At 63.1% G+C, this 15,534-nt stretch carries 15 protein-coding genes, 2 pseudogenes and 1 riboswitch; of the genes and pseudogenes, 9 read left to right on the top strand and 8 right to left on the bottom strand.

Annotated elements, in window-relative coordinates:
• The first annotated feature begins 9 nt into the window (after positions 1–9).
• The 3 genes from X760_RS63725 to X760_RS63735 all read left to right on the top strand — a co-directional run bounded on the left by X760_RS63725 (position 10) and on the right by X760_RS63735 (position 1,831).
• On the top strand, positions 10–396 hold the full coding sequence (locus tag X760_RS63725) for an RNA-binding S4 domain-containing protein (RefSeq protein WP_023721017.1): 387 nt from the start codon (positions 10–12) through the stop codon (positions 394–396).
• A 148-nt stretch (positions 397–544) separates the two neighbouring features.
• Positions 545–883 carry a ferredoxin FdxA gene (gene fdxA / locus X760_RS63730; RefSeq protein WP_023721018.1) on the top strand — a complete coding sequence of 113 codons (339 nt, stop codon included), beginning with the start codon at positions 545–547 and terminating at the stop codon, positions 881–883.
• Between the two features lie 366 nt (positions 884–1,249).
• Positions 1,250–1,831 (top strand): CarD family transcriptional regulator, encoded by a 582-nt coding sequence (locus tag X760_RS63735; RefSeq protein WP_006327799.1) that lies wholly within the window; start codon positions 1,250–1,252, stop codon positions 1,829–1,831.
• 76 nt (positions 1,832–1,907) lie between these two features.
• Here X760_RS63735 and X760_RS63740 read toward each other — a convergent pair whose 3' ends face one another.
• From X760_RS63740 to X760_RS63750, 3 genes are all read right to left on the bottom strand, one after another.
• Positions 1,908–2,681, bottom strand: a complete 774-nt coding sequence (locus X760_RS63740; RefSeq protein WP_023721019.1) for an amino acid ABC transporter ATP-binding protein — start codon at positions 2,679–2,681, stop codon at positions 1,908–1,910.
• Entirely contained in the window at positions 2,678–3,358 is a 681-nt protein-coding gene (locus X760_RS63745; protein WP_023721020.1) for an ABC transporter permease subunit, read from the bottom strand. The genes X760_RS63740 and X760_RS63745 overlap by 4 nt, the downstream gene beginning before the upstream one ends.
• Before the next feature lie 121 nt (positions 3,359–3,479).
• Positions 3,480–4,253: an amino acid ABC transporter substrate-binding protein gene (locus tag X760_RS63750; RefSeq protein WP_023721021.1), complete on the bottom strand. Its 774-nt coding sequence runs from the start codon at positions 4,251–4,253 to the stop codon at positions 3,480–3,482.
• A gap of 328 nt (positions 4,254–4,581) precedes the next feature.
• Between X760_RS63750 and X760_RS63755 the strand changes: the two genes are divergently transcribed.
• Positions 4,582–5,439: an RNA polymerase factor sigma-32 gene (locus X760_RS63755; protein ID WP_031194549.1), complete on the top strand. Its 858-nt coding sequence runs from the start codon at positions 4,582–4,584 to the stop codon at positions 5,437–5,439.
• 13 nt (positions 5,440–5,452) lie between these two features.
• Here the strand turns inward: X760_RS63755 and X760_RS63760 are convergent, their stop codons facing one another.
• The 4 genes and pseudogenes from X760_RS63760 to thiB form a co-directional block, all read right to left on the bottom strand.
• Complete coding sequence (locus X760_RS63760; protein ID WP_023721023.1) at positions 5,453–6,922, bottom strand: M48 family metalloprotease; 1,470 nt, start codon at positions 6,920–6,922, stop codon at positions 5,453–5,455.
• A gap of 243 nt (positions 6,923–7,165) precedes the next feature.
• The gene (thiQ, locus tag X760_RS63765) at positions 7,166–7,957 is read right to left on the bottom strand and encodes a thiamine ABC transporter ATP-binding protein (RefSeq protein ID WP_023721024.1); all 792 of its coding nucleotides are present in this window, start codon (positions 7,955–7,957) and stop codon (positions 7,166–7,168) included.
• Positions 7,954–9,649, bottom strand: a pseudogene (locus X760_RS63770) (thiamine/thiamine pyrophosphate ABC transporter permease ThiP). Before X760_RS63770 ends, thiQ begins: the two are co-directional and overlap by 4 nt.
• 233 nt (positions 9,650–9,882) lie before the next feature.
• A complete protein-coding gene (thiB, locus tag X760_RS63775; RefSeq protein ID WP_023721025.1) occupies positions 9,883–10,896 on the bottom strand; it encodes a thiamine ABC transporter substrate binding subunit in 1,014 nt (337 codons plus the stop codon).
• Between the two features lie 43 nt (positions 10,897–10,939).
• Positions 10,940–11,054: riboswitch (TPP riboswitch) on the bottom strand.
• Between the two features lie 127 nt (positions 11,055–11,181).
• On the opposite strand from thiB, the gene X760_RS63780 reads away from it, so the two are divergent.
• The 4 genes from X760_RS63780 to X760_RS63795 are packed head-to-tail and all read left to right on the top strand — an operon-like array spanning position 11,182 to position 14,247.
• Positions 11,182–11,826 (top strand): thiamine diphosphokinase, encoded by a 645-nt coding sequence (locus tag X760_RS63780; RefSeq protein ID WP_023721026.1) that lies wholly within the window; start codon positions 11,182–11,184, stop codon positions 11,824–11,826.
• Position 11,827: 1 nt separating this feature from the next.
• A complete protein-coding gene (locus tag X760_RS63785) occupies positions 11,828–13,648 on the top strand; it encodes an ABC-F family ATP-binding cassette domain-containing protein (RefSeq protein WP_023721027.1) in 1,821 nt (606 codons plus the stop codon).
• 57 nt (positions 13,649–13,705) lie between these two features.
• The gene (locus X760_RS63790; RefSeq protein ID WP_023721028.1) at positions 13,706–13,948 is read left to right on the top strand and encodes a type II toxin-antitoxin system CcdA family antitoxin; all 243 of its coding nucleotides are present in this window, start codon (positions 13,706–13,708) and stop codon (positions 13,946–13,948) included.
• Entirely contained in the window at positions 13,948–14,247 is a 300-nt protein-coding gene (locus tag X760_RS63795; RefSeq protein WP_023721029.1) for a CcdB family protein, read from the top strand. Before X760_RS63790 ends, X760_RS63795 begins: the two co-directional genes overlap by 1 nt.
• A 31-nt stretch (positions 14,248–14,278) precedes the next feature.
• Here X760_RS63795 and X760_RS63800 read toward each other — a convergent pair.
• Positions 14,279–14,938 (bottom strand): annotated as a pseudogene (locus tag X760_RS63800) (hypothetical protein); the annotation flags it as partial.
• A gap of 178 nt (positions 14,939–15,116) precedes the next feature.
• Here X760_RS63800 and X760_RS63805 point away from each other — a divergent pair.
• On the top strand, positions 15,117–15,368 hold the full coding sequence (locus tag X760_RS63805; protein ID WP_023721031.1) for a GIY-YIG nuclease family protein: 252 nt from the start codon (positions 15,117–15,119) through the stop codon (positions 15,366–15,368).
• The last annotated feature ends 166 nt before the right edge of the window (positions 15,369–15,534 follow it).

Genomic DNA, 15,534 nt, shown 5'->3' on the forward strand with positions numbered 1-15,534 from the left:
GTTCGTCCGATGGTCACTGATGCCCGCCAGCGCATCGACAAGTGGCTGTTCTTCTCGCGCGCGGTAAAATCACGCACGCTGGCAGCCAAGCTGGTCGTCACCGGACGCGTCCGCATCAATCGCGACAAAGCAGCGCAGGCATCCGATACGGTCCGGCCGGGTGACGTTTTGACCATCACGCTCGAGCGGCGGATCTTCGTCTGGAAAGTCCTTGGCACCGGCGCACGGCGCGGCCCGGCCGAAGAAGCCCGCCTGCTTTACGAGGACATGTCGCCGCCCCCCGCGCCCAAGGGCGAGGCGCTTCCGGATGCGGTGCCGCCGTTGCGCGAGGCCGGCAGCGGTCGCCCGACGAAGAAGGAACGCCGCCAGACCGACCACCTGCTCGGCGACGATTGAGCAAGGTCGAACTTCCGCTTTGCCGGGCCTCTGGAATTCCATTCCGGAAACCCCGGCACCGCTGGCAAGGGCTGCCCTTGCCAGCGGCGGACAAAGGCGTTACCTCACCAAAAAAGCCCAACAAAATGGGACGTCCCGGAGCCGACCAATGACCTATGTCGTGACCGACAATTGCATAAAATGCAAATACATGGACTGCATCGAGGTCTGTCCGGTCGACTGTTTCTACGAAGGTGAGAACATGCTCGTCATCCACCCGGACGAGTGCATCGACTGCGGCGTCTGCGAACCGGAATGCCCGGCCGACGCGATCAAGCCCGACACCGAGTCGGGCCTCGACAAATGGCTGCAGATCAACACCGAATATGCCGATAAATGGCCCAACATCACCGCCAAGAAGGAGCCCCCGGCCGACGCCAAATCCTTCGACGGGGAAGCTGGCAAATTCGAGAAATATTTCTCCCCGGAGCCCGGCGAAGGCGATTAACGAGAGCGCTGATTGCGGCAGCCTGACGCGGCGTAACAGACGTGATACAGAACTGCCTTGACAGGCGGCGATGGCGCATGGCCTTCGCGCGTGCAGCAAAACCTTGATTCTTCCGACTTTTTGTGTTATATCAACCCAACATGCCGGTGACACAACGTCGATTTATGGCGCAAACGCCCCAAATCACTGAAAGGTGAATTTCTCAATCCGGACCAGAGCGATCTGGGGCAGGCGGTCGCAATGTTGCGATTTGCCGGTCCTGGCCTTCCGGTGAGTTCATCGTTGTGTGGCTAAGGACCGGTCACCCCGGTCGCACGAGTTCGGGCCGGCACGATGCCGGTACCACAACAAGGAGTTCAGGGCGTAATGGCAACGATCACCCCGCAGAAGAAGTCCACCGCAGCGCGCCACGGTTTCAAGACCGGCGAGTACATCGTCTATCCGGCGCATGGTGTCGGCCAGATCGTCTCGATCGATGAGCAGGAAGTCGCGGGCCACAAGCTGGAACTGTTCGTCATTGACTTCCAGAAGGACAAGATGCGCCTCAAGGTGCCAGTCGCCAAGGCGACCTCGATCGGCATGCGCAAGCTATCGGAAGAGGATTATGTCGAGCGCGCGCTGAAGGTCGTGCAGGGCCGCGCCCGCGTCAAGCGCACCATGTGGTCGCGCCGCGCCCAGGAATATGATGCCAAGATCAACTCCGGCGATCTGATCTCGATCTCGGAAGTGGTGCGCGACCTCTATCGCGCTGACAACCAGCCGGAGCAGTCCTATTCCGAGCGCCAGCTCTACGAGGCGGCCCTCGACCGCATGGCCCGCGAGATCGCGGCCGTCAACCGCATGTCGGAGACCGAAGCGGTGCGCCTTATCGAGGTGAACCTCAACAAGGGCCCGAAGCGCGGCGCCAAGGCCGACAACGAGGAAGCCGAGCAGGAAGAGGCTGCCTGAGCTTTTTCGCCTTCAAATTCAGAAAAACCCGGCCTCGCGCCGGGTTTTTTGTTTTGGCTGACCGGCGAATGCATTGCTAACCTTCGCCACCGCCCTCCCTTTCCGCCTCCTGCTTCAGCGTCGCGATGAACCGCTTGGTCCGCTGGCGCTCCGGGTTGCTGAACAGCACCGCGGCCGGCCCTTGTTCGACGATGTTGCCGGCATCGAGGAACACCACTTCCCGCGCGATCTTGGAGGCGAGCCGCAGATCATGCGTCGCCATCACCATGGTCGTGCCCTCGCTGGCGAGCTTGCCGAGCACGTCGACCACCTCTTGCGCCAGTTCCGGATCGAGTGCAGAGGTCGGCTCGTCGCAGAGCAGCACTTTCGGCGACGGCGCCAGCGCCCGGGCAATCGCCACGCGCTGCTGCTGGCCGCCTGACAGCGTCGCCGGCCAGGCGTCGGCCTTGTGCGCCATGCCGACCTTTTCGAGCAGGGCGAGCGCCCGTTCGCGCGCCCTTTCCTTGGGCCATTTAAGCACCGTCACCAGCCCCTCCATGATGTTCTCGATCGCGGTGCGATGCGGAAACAGCTGGAAATTCTGGAACACCATGCCGGTCTGCAGCCGCAGCCGCTGGATATCCCTGGTCGAGACCCTGCCGCCGGGGTGGAATTCGAGTGCATCGTCGCCGATCCGCACCGTGCCTGAAGTCGGCAGTTCGAGCAGGTTGATGCAGCGCAAAAGCGTACTTTTCCCGCCGCCCGATGGCCCTACAAGCGCGGTGACGCTGCCTTCCTCGATAGTGACGGTCACACCCTTCAGCACCAAATTGTCGCCGAAACGCTTTTCGATGTTGGTGAGGCCGATCACGCACGCGCCTCCAGGAAGCCACCATAGCGGTTAAGCCGCGTTTCCAATCGGGCCTGCAAGGCCGACAGCACGGAGCTCATGACCAGGTAGAGAGCCGCTGCCTCGACATAGAGGATCAGCGGCTCATAGGTGGTGGCGACAATGCGCTGCGCCGCCTGGAACATCTCGGGCACGGTAATGGCGGCGGCGAGCGATGTATCCTTGACCAGTGAGATGAAGGTGTTGGACAGCGGCGGCACGGCGACGCGCCCCGCCTGTGGAAGAATGGTGCGCCGCATTGCCTGGGCCCAGGTCATGCCGATCGAATAGGCCGCTTCCCACTGGCCCTTCGGCACCGAACCAATGACGGCGCGGATGATTTCCGACGAATATGCGCCGATGTTCAAGGTAAAGCCGATCAGTGCTGCCGGAAAGGCGTCGAGCAGGATGCCGACCGATGGCAGGCCGTAGAAGATAAGGAACAGTTGCACGAGAAGCGGCGTGCCGCGGAAGATCCAGACATAGAAGCGGACCACGGCGACCAGCGGTTTGGGACCGAACAGCCGGACAAGCGCCACGACCAGGCCGAGGACAAGACCGAATGCAAACGACAGCAGCGTCAACGGCACGGTGAAGATCAGTGCAGCCCACAGCAGCGTAGGCAGGGATTCCAGCATCAATTGCAGCCAGTGCGGCACGAAGCCTCCTCCTTGCCAGATTGCCGTCGCTCATATCACGCGAAAGCGGCGGGCCGTCAAAGACAGCTCGCCGCGACATGAACGACGCGGGCCGGCATTCGGCCCACGCGAGAAAAGCCGTTTACTTCGAAACGTCCTGGCCGAAATAGGTATCGGCGATTTTCTGGTAGGTACCGTCGGCCTTGATGTCGGCCAGCGCCTTATTGATGGCGGCCACCAGTTCCGGATCGCCCTTGCGCACGATGACGCCGGAATAGTCGGCGTTTTCTTCCTGCGCGGCAATCTTCACATTGGCGTCGGGCTTGTGCTTCTTGAAGTCGAGGAAGGACAGGCTGTCGTTGATGGTGGCGTCGGCGCGGCCGGTGAGAAGAAGCTGGATCGACTGGTCGAAGCCGTCGGTGCCGACGAGCTCGGCGCCATTGGTTTCAGCCAGCTTGCCGAAATTCGAGGTCAGCGACTGCGCCGCCTTCTTGCCCTTGAGATCGGCGAAACCCTTGATGTCGGTGTTGTCGCCGCGCACGATCAGCACCGCCTTGGAGGCGATGTAAGGATCGGAGAAATCATATTTGGCCTTGCGCGCCTCGGTGATGCCGACCTCGTTGATGACGGCATCGTAGCGGTTGGCGTCGAGACCGGCGATCAGCCCGTCCCATTTGCCTTCGAGGAACTGGGCTTTGACGCCGAGGCGCTCGGCGATGGCCCGGGCGATCTCGACGTCGAAGCCGACCAGCGCGCCGGAAGCATCATGATAGGTGAAGGGCGCATAGGTTCCTTCCGTGCCGACCTTGAAGACGCCGGACTGCTTGATCTGGTCGAGATTGGCGCCGGCATGACCGGCGGCGATTGCCAGAACCTGCAGCGTTCCGGCGATAATGAGCGATTTGAGCCATTTCATTTTTCTGTGATCCCGTCCTTGGCCGATGTCCGGCGTCGTTGCGAGTGCCGGAAAATGACAGATGCGCGATGCCAAAATAAGAAACTAAATTTCAAAAATCTCGCGCCCTTGAAATCCCATTCTCAACCAACACCTCCCGGCGCCACCCGGCTGAGTCAAGGCCGATGGCGAATCGCCTGGAACAGCGCAATCGGCATGACAGTCCGGGGGAACATTCCCCCGCATCGCACGTTCTTGGCTGTTGTAGGGCGCGGCGCCGCCATTTCAACCATCGGCGCCAACTCACGATTCAGCGATCGCACCGCAACGCCTGAAGCAGGAGCGCGGCATGATGCAAGACAGTGCAGGACGGACCATGGTTCGCGCGGCGATGAAAGCCCCTTACCTGGAGCGCGACGAAGAGCATCTCCTGGCGCTGCGCTGGAAGGAGAACAATGACCAGCACGCGCTGCACCGCATCACCGTCGCCCATATGCGGCTGGTCATTTCTATGGCGTCGCGGTTCCGCCACTACGGCCTTCCCCTGGGCGATCTGATCCAGGAAGGCCATGTCGGGCTGCTGGAGGCCGCGGCCCGTTTCGAGCCCGAGCGCGAGGTGCGGTTCTCGACCTATGCGACATGGTGGATCCGCGCCTCGATGCAGGATTATATCCTGCGCAACTGGTCGATCGTGCGCGGCGGCACCAGCTCGGCGCAAAAGGCGCTGTTCTTCAACCTGCGGCGCCTACGCGCCCGCCTGGCAAACGGCGCCGAGCAGACGTCGAATGCCACGCTTTACCGCGAAGTGTCGGCGGCTCTCGGCGTTTCCGAGGCCGATGTGGCGATGATGGATTCCCGCCTTTCGGCACCCGACAGCTCGCTCAACACGCCGCTTGCCGACGATGCGGGCGCAACCGAGCGGATGGAGTTCCTGGTTTCGGATGACCCGCTGCCCGACGAGGTCGTCGGCGACACGATCGATGTCGAACGCCGCTCTGTCTGGCTGAAGACGGCGCTCGGCGCGCTCAATGCGCGAGAACTCAGGATTATCGAGGAGCGCCGGCTGAGCGACGAGGGCGCGACGCTCGAAGCGCTCGGCGAGACGCTCGGCATCTCCAAGGAACGTGTCCGGCAGATCGAGGCGCGCGCCATGGAAAAGCTCAAGGCGGCGCTGGTGAAGCAGAACCCGGAATTTCTCGCAGCCTGAATCGCGTCGGCTGCTATTTGTCGGTGACGATCTTGACCTTGTCGCCGGCCGAAACGGCGGCACCCGGCGACAGCGCGTTGAGCACCCTGAACAAATCCAGCTTGCGGTCGACGCCGACCATCTGTGCGGCCAGGGAGCCCATTGTCTGGCCGGGCTGCACCGTGACGATGCGGATACGCAGCGGCTTCAACGCCGCCTTCTCGGCAGCACTCAGGATGCGGAACGAGCCGCTGACCGAGCGCGCCACCGTGCTCAGCGAGGTGCTGGCCGAAGGCGCCGCGGTCAGCAAGCGGTAGACCTGGCCGCCGGCGCGGATCACCGCAATATCGAATTGCCAGCCATCGGCGCCGGCATGCGCGGTTGCCGCTTCGTTGCCGTTGATCGTTTCCTGGCGCACGCTGCTGTCGTCGAGGCCGGCAACCCAGCCGCTGCGGATGTAGTCGGTCAGCGAGCGGCCCTTGTCGATCGAAACGCCGTCGAAGCGGATCGCGATGTCGCCCGGGCCTGTCGCCGTCACCGCCGCTGCCGAATTGTCGATGATGAAGCCGTTGGGCACCGAGAACGACACGCCGAGGCCAGGATGCAGGAAAGTTTCGCCGCGCACATAGCCTTCCTCCGGTGTGTCGCCGTAAAGCAGCCCGTCTACGCCGGAAAGGAATGAATCGCGATCGCGCGACCCGACACCGGGCGCGCCGAACTGGCGGGCGTGGCGCTGCGCGAGGTCGATACGCTGCGGCGTGTTGGGGTGCGTCGCCAGGAAGTCGAGGCTGGCGTCGGTGGCGCCGCTGATCGAGCGGAAATCGGTATAGGCCGACATCGACTGCAAGAAGCGGCCGGCAGCGTAGGGATCGAAACCGGCTTCGCCGATCGATTTGATGCCGATGGCGTCGGCCTCCAGCTCCTGATTGCGCGAGAACTGGGCCAGCCTCAGCTTGCCGCGGATCAGCGCCGCCTTGGCCGTCGGGTTGTCGCCGAGCACATCCGAAACGACCTTGGTCGCCAACCCCTCTTCGGCTTCCAGCTGCTGGCGCTGCAGGCCGTGATTGGCCGTAACATGGCCCATTTCATGCGCAATGACGGCGGCAAGCTCGGCTGAATCGTTGGCCAAGGCAAGCAGGCCCCGGGTGATGTAGAGATAGCCGCCCGGCAGCGCGAAGGCATTGACGTTGGGCGAGTTGAGGATGGTGATGCGGTAGGTCTGGGTCGGGTTGGCCGACACTACGGTCAGTCTGCCGACGATCTTGGCCACCATGCGCTCGAGCTTGGGGTCGGAATATTCTCCGCCATAGGTGGCGAGGATGCGCGGGTGCTGCGCCTTCGCCAGTTGGGCGAGCTTGCCGTTGGCGGCGACGTTGTCGACCGTGATCGGCTTGTCTGAGGGCTGAAAGCCTGATTCCTGCACGTCGGGAGGCGTGAACATCTGGCAGCTTGCCAGCGCCACGGCAAGACCGGCCAGCGCCAGAAAGCGCGCCAGCGGTTTCACCCTCCGATTGTCGATGCCGGTCGGCAGATCGGCTTCCTTTCAAGTCCTGGCACGTGACCGCGAAAATCGGGCGCGATTTCCGGAAAGCATCACGCGCAAAATCAAGTGCTACGGCGTCCGACAGATACGAGGCAGCAAGGGCAAATCACGGTCTAAGCCGGACCAGCTCCTGGCGGACCTAGCCACACTACCTCGACCATGGCAAGCAAGCGCCGCTTCGCCTTCCGCCGGTTTGACCATAAATTATGTCCGCTTCCGGGCAACATCTCGTGATCCAGCCGCAAACGGACCCGAGCCGATATAGCGTCGGAATGCCTCCGGTCCAGCCCCGACGAAAAAATCGGCCGCAGTGCCCGTCGCGGCAACCGTGCCACCATCCAGGAAAACCATGTTTTGCCCGATACGGCGCGCATCGTCCGGCTGGTGCGTGACGAATAGCACCGTCATACGCTGCTCCGAATGGACGTCGGCGACCAGGTCGAGCATGTCGTCGCGCAGTGCCGGTCCGAGCGAAGCGAACGGCTCGTCGAGCAACAACACCGGCCGGTCGCGCACCAGGACCCGAGCGAGCGCGACGCGCTGCCGCTCACCGCCGGAGAGTTCGCGCGGCAGCCGGCTTTCCTTGCCGGCAAGGCCGACGCGCTTCAGCGCTGCGGCGATTGCGGCGCGGTCAGCCTCGCTCAGCATGAGCGAAGGCGAGCGGCCGAGCCCGACATTCTGCTCGAGGGACAGATGGGCAAACAGGTTGTTTTCCTGGAACACCATCGATACCGGCCGCGCTGATGGCGGCGCAGTGCTGACGTCGGCGCCGCCGATGAGCACGCGGCCTGACCGCGGCGCTTCGAAACCGGCCACCAGATTGAGCAGCGTCGACTTTCCCGAACCGCTCGGCCCCATGATGGCGGTGATTTCCGACGCCGGGAAATCGACATCGAATATAAGCGGCGTTTCACCATAGCTGAACGAGACATTATCGAGCCGCACGGCCGCGCCTTTTTCGACCGAAATCGACCGTTCCGGGCTGATCGGCATCATGATTTCTCCCTCCTTCCCAGCCAGTCCGCGGTCAGCACAAGCGCCAGGCAGACAAGGCCGAGCAGCAGCGCCAGGCCGGCCGCATCCTCGGTGCGGTAGCTGCCCATGCGCGCCAGCAACAGATAGGGCAATGTCTGCACGGAATCGCTGCCGAACAGCGCAATGACGCCGAGATCACCGAGCGACAGCGCCATGGCGAAGGCGAAGCCGGTGGCGAGCGGCCGCCGCAGCGACGGCCAGTCGACCAGACGCAACCGGTTCCAGCCCGAGATGCCAAGCTGTGCACAGAGCCGTTCGTGGCGTTCGCTCGCCGCGTCATAGGCGGGGCGGATGGCGCGGATGGCGAACGGCATCGCCATCACCGCATTGACCACAACCACCATGACAGGGGCGATCGCAAAGACATCGCTGACGCTGCGCAGGAGCAGGAACCAGCCGGCACCGATGACGATGGGCGGCACCACCAGGACGAACCCCGCACCGGTGTCGGCCAGGTGTTCGAGCAGCGTCCGCCTGCCGGTCCGCCGGGTGAGCGCCAGCGCCCGGCGCGCCATAACCAGCGACAGCGACAACGCCAAGGAGAGCAGCGCCGATAGGAGGGAGAGCACGGCACTGGTCGCCGTCGCTTGCCGCACCGCGCTCTCGCCGGCCAGGCGGCCGAGATCGGCGCCAAGCCCGGCCGACAGCGTAGCCGCCATCGGTCCGGCGACAAACAGCAGTGCCAGCCCGATCACCAGTGCGTTCAGCACGGTCTCGGCCGCACCGGCTGAAAAATACCGGCGCGGGGCTACCGGCAGATNGCCCGATCACCAGTGCGTTCAGCACGGTCTCGGCCGCACCGGCTGAAAAATACCGGCGCGGGGCTACCGGCAGATTGGCGTCGCCGGTCATATTGGCGCCAAGCCGCGTTAGTGCCAGCACGACGACGAAGGTCAGGGCAATCTGCAACAAGGTCAGCGTCACCGCCCGCGCCGGGTCGAAGTCGAAACGCAGCGCCTGGTATATGGCAACCTCCAGCGTCGTCGCGCGCGGCCCGCCGCCGAGCGTAAGCACGATGGTGAAGGAGGTGATGCACAGCATGAAAACGAGCCCGGCAACGCCCGGCAGGGCCGCACGCAACGCCGGCCATTCGATCAGCCGGAAGGCCGGCGCAGCACCCATGCCAAGCTGGCTCGCCAGCCGCCATTGGTTAGCCGGCACCGTCTGCAACGCTTCCAGGAACAGTCGCGTTGCCAGCGGCAGGTTGAAAAAGACGTGGGCGACGAGAATACCCGATAGGCCATAGATGCCGGGCCAGTTCTGGCCGCCAATCGCACCGAGCAAGCCGGCGAAATACCCGGCGCGGCCATAGAGTGCCAAGACACCGAGTGCGGCAACAATGGCCGGCAGCGCCAGCGGCACGGCGAAAAGCTGCAGGACAAAGCCTCGCCCGAAAAACTGTGGATGCCGCGACAGCGCGCGCGCGACGAACAGCGCCGGTGCGACGGAGAGCAGGGTCGACAACAGAGCCTGCCAGAGCGTGAAGCGGGCAACACGGAGAAGATAGGAATCAAAGGCGGAGGCGGCGCCCGACAGGTCGCGCATGGCTTCGACGACGAGCCCGGCGAATGCCCCGCCGATCAGCAGCGCGATGGCGGCGAGCGCGACGATACCGGCAGCGACGCGGGTATCCGATGATGGCGCGCGTTGCACGCTAGACCACCAGATTCGAGATTCTTAGCGAGGATTGCGTTCCTTCGCGCCCCCCTCTGTCCTGCCGGACATCTCCCCCACATGGGGGGAGATTGGCAGGTTCAGCGCTCCGCTCATTCCGGCAATGTCGGAGATTGGCGAAAGCCGGCATGACGGCCAATCTCCCTCCTTGTGGGGGAGATGTCCGGCAGGACAGAGGCGGGCGCCGTAGGGCGATCATCTTTCTATCCGAGCTACTTGCTCATCACCGCCAGCCACTCGTCGACCCAGGCCTTGCGATTTGCGGCGACCTCTTCCGAGCTGAACAGCAAGGTTTTGGTCGGTTTGACGAGCTTGTCGAACGCCGGATTGAGCGGCTTGTCGGTTTTGCCGGCCGGGAACATCCAGTTGGTTTCGGGAATGAGATCCTGGAATTTCGGCCCGGTCATGAAGGCGATGAACTTTTCCGCCAGCGGGTTCTTCGCGCCCTTGGTGGTGATCCCAGCGACCTCGATCTGCAGATATTCGCCTTCCTCGAAGGACACCGCCTGGTAGCGCGAGGTGTTTTCGGCAACCATGTGGTAGGCTGGCGAAGTGGTATAGGACAGCACCATCGGCGCCTCACCCTTGGTGAACAGGCCGTAGGCCTCGCTCCAGCCCGGCGTCACCGTCAGCACCTTTGCCTTGAGTTTGGCCCAGGCTTCCGGAGCCTTGTCGCCATAGATCGACTTGACCCACAACAGCAGGCCAAGGCCCGGCGTCGAGGTGCGTGGATCCTGGATGACGATTTTGTCGCCGGCATCGCCCTCGACCAATTCCCTGAGGCTCTTCGGCGGGCTCTTCAGTTTTTCGCTATCGTAGACGACAGCGAAATAGCCATAGTCGAACGGCACGAAGATATCGTCGCGCCAGCCGCCCGGCACACTGACGTCCGTCACGGCGCCATGCGGCGAAAACAGGCCGGTTGCCTTGGCGTCCGCCGTCAAATTGGTATCGAGGCCAAGCACGATATCGGCCTTGGTCGCGGCCCCTTCCAGCTTCACACGGTTGAGCAGTGCCACGCCGTCGGCGACCGAGACGAATTCGACGACGCAGCTGCACTCGGCCTCGAAGGCCTTCTTCACCGCCGGTCCCGGACCCCAATCGGCGGTGAAGCTTTCATAGGTATAGACGGTCAGCTTATCCTGTGCCGATGCCTGCCCCGGTAGGGCAAGCGCGGATGCCGCAAGCAGGATAATCGAGACAAGAGAGTGGAAAAAACTGCGCATCGGCGCCTCCTTCGTTCGCGTTGAAAGGAATTGAGGCGTCGGGCTGTCCGAAACGTCTAATCCCTCCGCCGGTACAAACCGGATCAGGTTCAGCGGGTTGGCAGTCTTGCCTCTCAGCCGGTCCGCGAAGATCGCGTCCGGCACCCCGTTAGAGCGATGCGACACATAGGCCCGGCCGAAGTGCTGCGCAAGCGGAAGTTTGCCGGGCATCCAAAGCGCGGCGTCCCGTTTCATCTGCCGTTTCATCTTCCGTTTCCGGGGCAGGGCTGGTAAGGGCCACGAGATATGAGCACATTCACCATCCTGCTTGGCGGCGATCTCATCCGCACGCCGCTGCTCGACCGCCAGGTCGAAGGCTCCCGCGTCATCGCTGCCGATGCCGGTATCGGCCATGCCCTTATGCTGGGCCTGATGCCGGAACTCTGGGTCGGCGATTTCGATTCCGTGCCTGCCGATTTGCCGGAGGATCTGGCCGCCGTGCCACGGCAGGTGTTTCCCGCCGAAAAGGACAAGACCGACGGTGAACTCGCTATCGCCGCCGCGCTCGAACGCGGTGCGACCAGCCTTGTGCTGGCAGGCGCCTTCGGCGGCAAACGCACTGACCACATCTTCCTGCATTTGGCGCTCAGCGTCCGGCTGGCGGAAGGCGGAACGGAAGTGCTTTTGACCAGCGGCGCACAGGAAGGCATTCCTTTGCTGCCTGGAAAGACTGGCTTCGATTATGTCGACGGTACGCTGTTTTCGGTGCTCGGCTTTTCGGATCTCGCCGGCCTGACAGTCACCGGCGCCAAATGGCCGCTCGCCCATGTCGAGGTTGCCTTCGGCTCGTCGCTGACCATTTCCAACGAGGTCAAGGGCCGGCTGGAAATCGCGCTGGCCAGCGGCCGCGCGCTGCTGCTCGCGCATCCTTTTCCCCTACCTGAAAGCTGACATGGCGCCGCCACTTCTCAATCTCGACGGGATAAAGCTGACCTTTGGCGGCGCGCCGCTGCTCGACGGTGCCGCCCTGACGGCGTCAGCTGGCGACAAGATCGCCCTGGTCGGCCGCAACGGCTCTGGCAAGTCGACGCTCCTCAAGATCGCTGCCGGGCTGATCGAACCGCAGGACGGCGAAGTCTTCCGCCAGCCCTCGGCGACCGTGCGCTATTTGCCGCAAATGCCCGACATGGACGGTTTTGCGACCGTTCGCGCCTATGTCGAGGCAGGCCTCGGGCCCGCCGACGATCCCTACCGCGCGACCTATCTGATGGAGCATCTCGGCCTATCCGGCGAAGAACGGCCGAACGACCTCTCCGGCGGCGAAGCGCGGCGCGCGGCACTCGCCCGCGTCATGGCGCCCGAGCCCGACATTCTTCTCCTCGATGAGCCGACCAATCATCTTGACCTTTCGGTTATCGAATGGCTGGAGGAGGAGCTTGCCCGCACCTCCTCGGCCCTGGTCGTCATCTCGCATGACCGCCGTTTTCTCGAACGCGTGTCACGCGCCACAATTTGGCTCGACCGCGGCCAGACCCGCCGTCTCGATAAGGGCTTTGCCTATTTCGAGGAATGGCGCGACACGGTGTTGGAGGAGGAAGAGCGCGAGCAGCACAAGCTCGGCCGCCAGATCGTGCGCGAGGAGCACTGGCTGCGCTATGGCGTGACGGCAAGGCGCAAGCGCAACATGCGCCGGCTCGGTGAGTTGCAGACCATGCGCCAGCGCTTTCGCGGTCATCGTGGCGCCGAGGGTGCGGCGACGATGACAGCCAGCGACGCCGCCGAATCCGGCAAGCTGGTGATTGAGGCCAAGAACATCGAGAAGAGCTTTGGCGATCTGACCGTGGTCAAGGGATTCTCGACACGCATCCAGCGCGGCGATCGCGTCGGTCTGGTCGGGCCGAACGGCGCCGGCAAGACGACGCTATTGAAGATGCTGACCGGCGAATTGAAGCCGGACGCAGGCACGGTGCGGCTCGGCACCAACCTGGAGATCGCCACGCTCGACCAGAAGCGCGAGGCCGTCGATCCGCAGGAGACACTGGCGCAGTATCTGACCGACGGGCGCGGCGAGAACCTCGTCATCAATGGCGAGCAGCGCCACGTCGTGTCCTACATGAAGGACTTCCTGTTCAAGCCGGAACAGGCGCGCACGCCGGTGCGCGAGCTTTCGGGCGGCGAGCGGGCACGGCTGATCCTCGCCCGCGTTTCGGCGCGGCCGGCAAACCTGCTTGTGCTCGACGAGCCGACCAACGATCTCGACATGGAGACGCTGGAGCTGCTGCAGGAACTGGTCGCCGGCTTTGCCGGCACGGTGATCCTGGTCAGCCACGATCGCGATTTCCTCGACCGCACGGTGACCAGCATCATCGCGCCGGATGGCGACGGCCGCTGGATCGAATATGCCGGCGGCTATTCCGATATGCTGGCGCAGCGCGGCGGCACCAGGCTGGACGACCGCAAGGCGCGGCCGAAGGCAGAGACCGGCGAGGCGACGGCGGCAAGCAGGAGCGAAGCGGCCGCTAGCAGGGGCCCGGCCAAGAAACTGTCGTTCAAGCAGAAATTCGCGCTGGAAACCTTACCCAAGAAGATCGAGGCGGTGTCGGCCTCGATCTCGCGGCTGGAGAACAACATCGCCGATCCGGCCTATTATGAGCGCGACCCGGCGTCGTTCCAGAAGACGATTGCCGCGCTCGACAAGGAGCGCGCCACGCTGGAAGCGCTCGAAGAGGAATGGCTGGAACTCGAGATGTTGCGGGAAGAGATGGAGGGGTGAGAGGTTGAATGCACGCTCATATGCGCCTACATTATGCGCATAAATGGGAGCGGCTCCATGCTTCGATCGAATCCAAAAACCCAAAGAAAGTCGGTTAATACATCGATCGACTCCGGATTGATCGAGGACGCCAAGGCGTTGGGTATCAATATATCCCGCGCTGCAGAAGAGGGTATCGCCAAGGCGATTTCGGCCGAAAAAAGCCGGCGATGGCGGGAGGAAAACAAGGAAGCGATCGAAAGTTCCAATGACTATGTCAGGCGCAACGGCTTGCCTCTGGCCAAGCACCGGCTGTTTTGATGGCGCGTTATGATTTCTACCAGAGTGCCGAAGGCGACGGTTATCTTCTCGATGTTCAGTCCGACCTTCTGGGACGGCTCGACACCAAGGTAGTCGTCCCGCTGATGCCAGCCAATAAGGCTCCAGTGCCGGGCCGCCGGCTAAATCCTATCTTCACCATCAACGGTAAGGACCATGTCATGGTCACTCAATTCATGTCAGCCTTGATGACATCTGAATTGCCCATTGCCGAAGGAAATCTTTCTCGCCATCACGACGACATCGTGAGCGCAATCGACATGTTGTTCCAAGGCTTCTGAGCCAAAGAGGGGTTGGGCTGGTGAGCCGGCCTCAACCCGCCGTCTTGGTTTGCCAGGCCTTCAGCGCCTCATCGAACACCTTCTCGCCCGGAATGCCCTTTTCCATCGTGAGCAGCGCCCGCCGCCCGGTCTTGTAGACGACCGGCACGTCGATCCAGTCCTGGCCCCTGAGCAAGGTCAGATTGGCGTCTTCATCTGCCTTGGTATCGTTGAGCGCAACCAGGAAGAAACCGTCGGCGATCTTGGCCGGGATGCCGATCAGCGGGCTGCCGGCATCCTGCTCGGAGCCCTTCATGGCGACACGCAGGATGTTGTCGACGCCGCCGCCCTCGAAGCCGTCAGGCGTCAGGAAGATCATCTCGATGATATGGCTGGCCGGCAGCGTCTGGTCGGTGTTGCGACGGATCGTCATGCGCAACTGGATATCCTTGCCTGGAATGGTCGCCTCGGCGCGGATCGCCGGCTCGGGCGGCAGGTCGCCGCCGGGCGATTCCTGCACCAGCGACCAGACGATATTGCCGGGCTCGGCCGAGCCTTGAGCGGTGCTGGTGCGCTCCTCGTAGAAGATCGCCTTCTGGCCGACGGCCAGCGCGGCTTCCGGCGGAACTACCGTCGGTGCCGCTGCCGCCACGGGCGGTGTGGCGGCCGCTGCAGGCGCTGGCGGGACAGCTGCAGCATCGGCAGGCGCTGCCGCCCCGTTNGTCGAAGGCGCTCCCCTGCTAAGGGAGTAGAGGTCAAAAGCTTCTCGTGGGTTCGAATCCCATCCTCTCCGCCACCCTACGCCCTGCGGGCTTCGGGTGGCAGGCCACCCGGAACCGCATTTTGGGCGTAGGGTGTCGCCCGAAGCTACGAAGTAGCGTAGGGGGACTATGTGGTACGTCTATTTCCTGCAACTTCGTAACGGCGATGTCTACGTCGGGTCGACCAACGACCTTCGGCGCCGCTTCGAATCGCATCGATCAGGCTATGTGACTTCGACCAAGGCCTATCTGCCTGTAACTTTGAAGTCCTACATCGGGGTTGAAACCGAGGCCAACGCACGGCAACTCGAGCGATATTTCAAGACCGGTTCAGGCAAGGCCTTCGCCAGTAAGCGTTTTTGGCGGACAGGGCCTCACTGACGGCCTTAGGACTTATCTATTTGAAAATATAAATAAAAACAGCCGAACGAGCTGCTTTTTGCCGACCTCCGCCCTCGATTCTGACTGGAGGTCAGAAAATGAACATCAAGAGCCTTCTTCTCGGCTCCGCTGCGGCACTGATCGCAGTTTCCGGTGCGCGCGCCGC

Source organism: Mesorhizobium sp. LSHC420B00 (assembly GCF_000503055.1).
Lineage (GTDB): Bacteria > Pseudomonadota > Alphaproteobacteria > Rhizobiales > Rhizobiaceae > Mesorhizobium.

Bases quoted from the DNA above. Each gene is read 5' to 3' on its own strand.
- X760_RS63750 (WP_023721021.1), bottom strand. From the start codon at position 4,253: ATGAAATGGCTCAAATCGCTCATTATCGCCGGAACGCTGCAGGTTCTG.
- thiQ (WP_023721024.1), bottom strand. From the start codon at position 7,957: ATGATGCCGATCAGCCCGGAACGGTCGATTTCGGTCGAAAAAGGCGCG.
- fdxA (WP_023721018.1), top strand. From the start codon at position 545: ATGACCTATGTCGTGACCGACAATTGCATAAAATGCAAATACATGGAC.
- X760_RS63790 (WP_023721028.1), top strand. From the start codon at position 13,706: ATGCTTCGATCGAATCCAAAAACCCAAAGAAAGTCGGTTAATACATCG.
- X760_RS63755 (WP_031194549.1), top strand. From the start codon at position 4,582: ATGATGCAAGACAGTGCAGGACGGACCATGGTTCGCGCGGCGATGAAA.
- X760_RS63735 (WP_006327799.1), top strand. From the start codon at position 1,250: ATGGCAACGATCACCCCGCAGAAGAAGTCCACCGCAGCGCGCCACGGT.
- X760_RS63785 (WP_023721027.1), top strand. From the start codon at position 11,828: ATGGCGCCGCCACTTCTCAATCTCGACGGGATAAAGCTGACCTTTGGC.
- X760_RS63725 (WP_023721017.1), top strand. From the start codon at position 10: ATGGTCACTGATGCCCGCCAGCGCATCGACAAGTGGCTGTTCTTCTCG.
- X760_RS63780 (WP_023721026.1), top strand. From the start codon at position 11,182: ATGAGCACATTCACCATCCTGCTTGGCGGCGATCTCATCCGCACGCCG.
- X760_RS63795 (WP_023721029.1), top strand. From the start codon at position 13,948: ATGGCGCGTTATGATTTCTACCAGAGTGCCGAAGGCGACGGTTATCTT.
- thiB (WP_023721025.1), bottom strand. From the start codon at position 10,896: ATGCGCAGTTTTTTCCACTCTCTTGTCTCGATTATCCTGCTTGCGGCA.
- X760_RS63805 (WP_023721031.1), top strand. From the start codon at position 15,117: ATGTGGTACGTCTATTTCCTGCAACTTCGTAACGGCGATGTCTACGTC.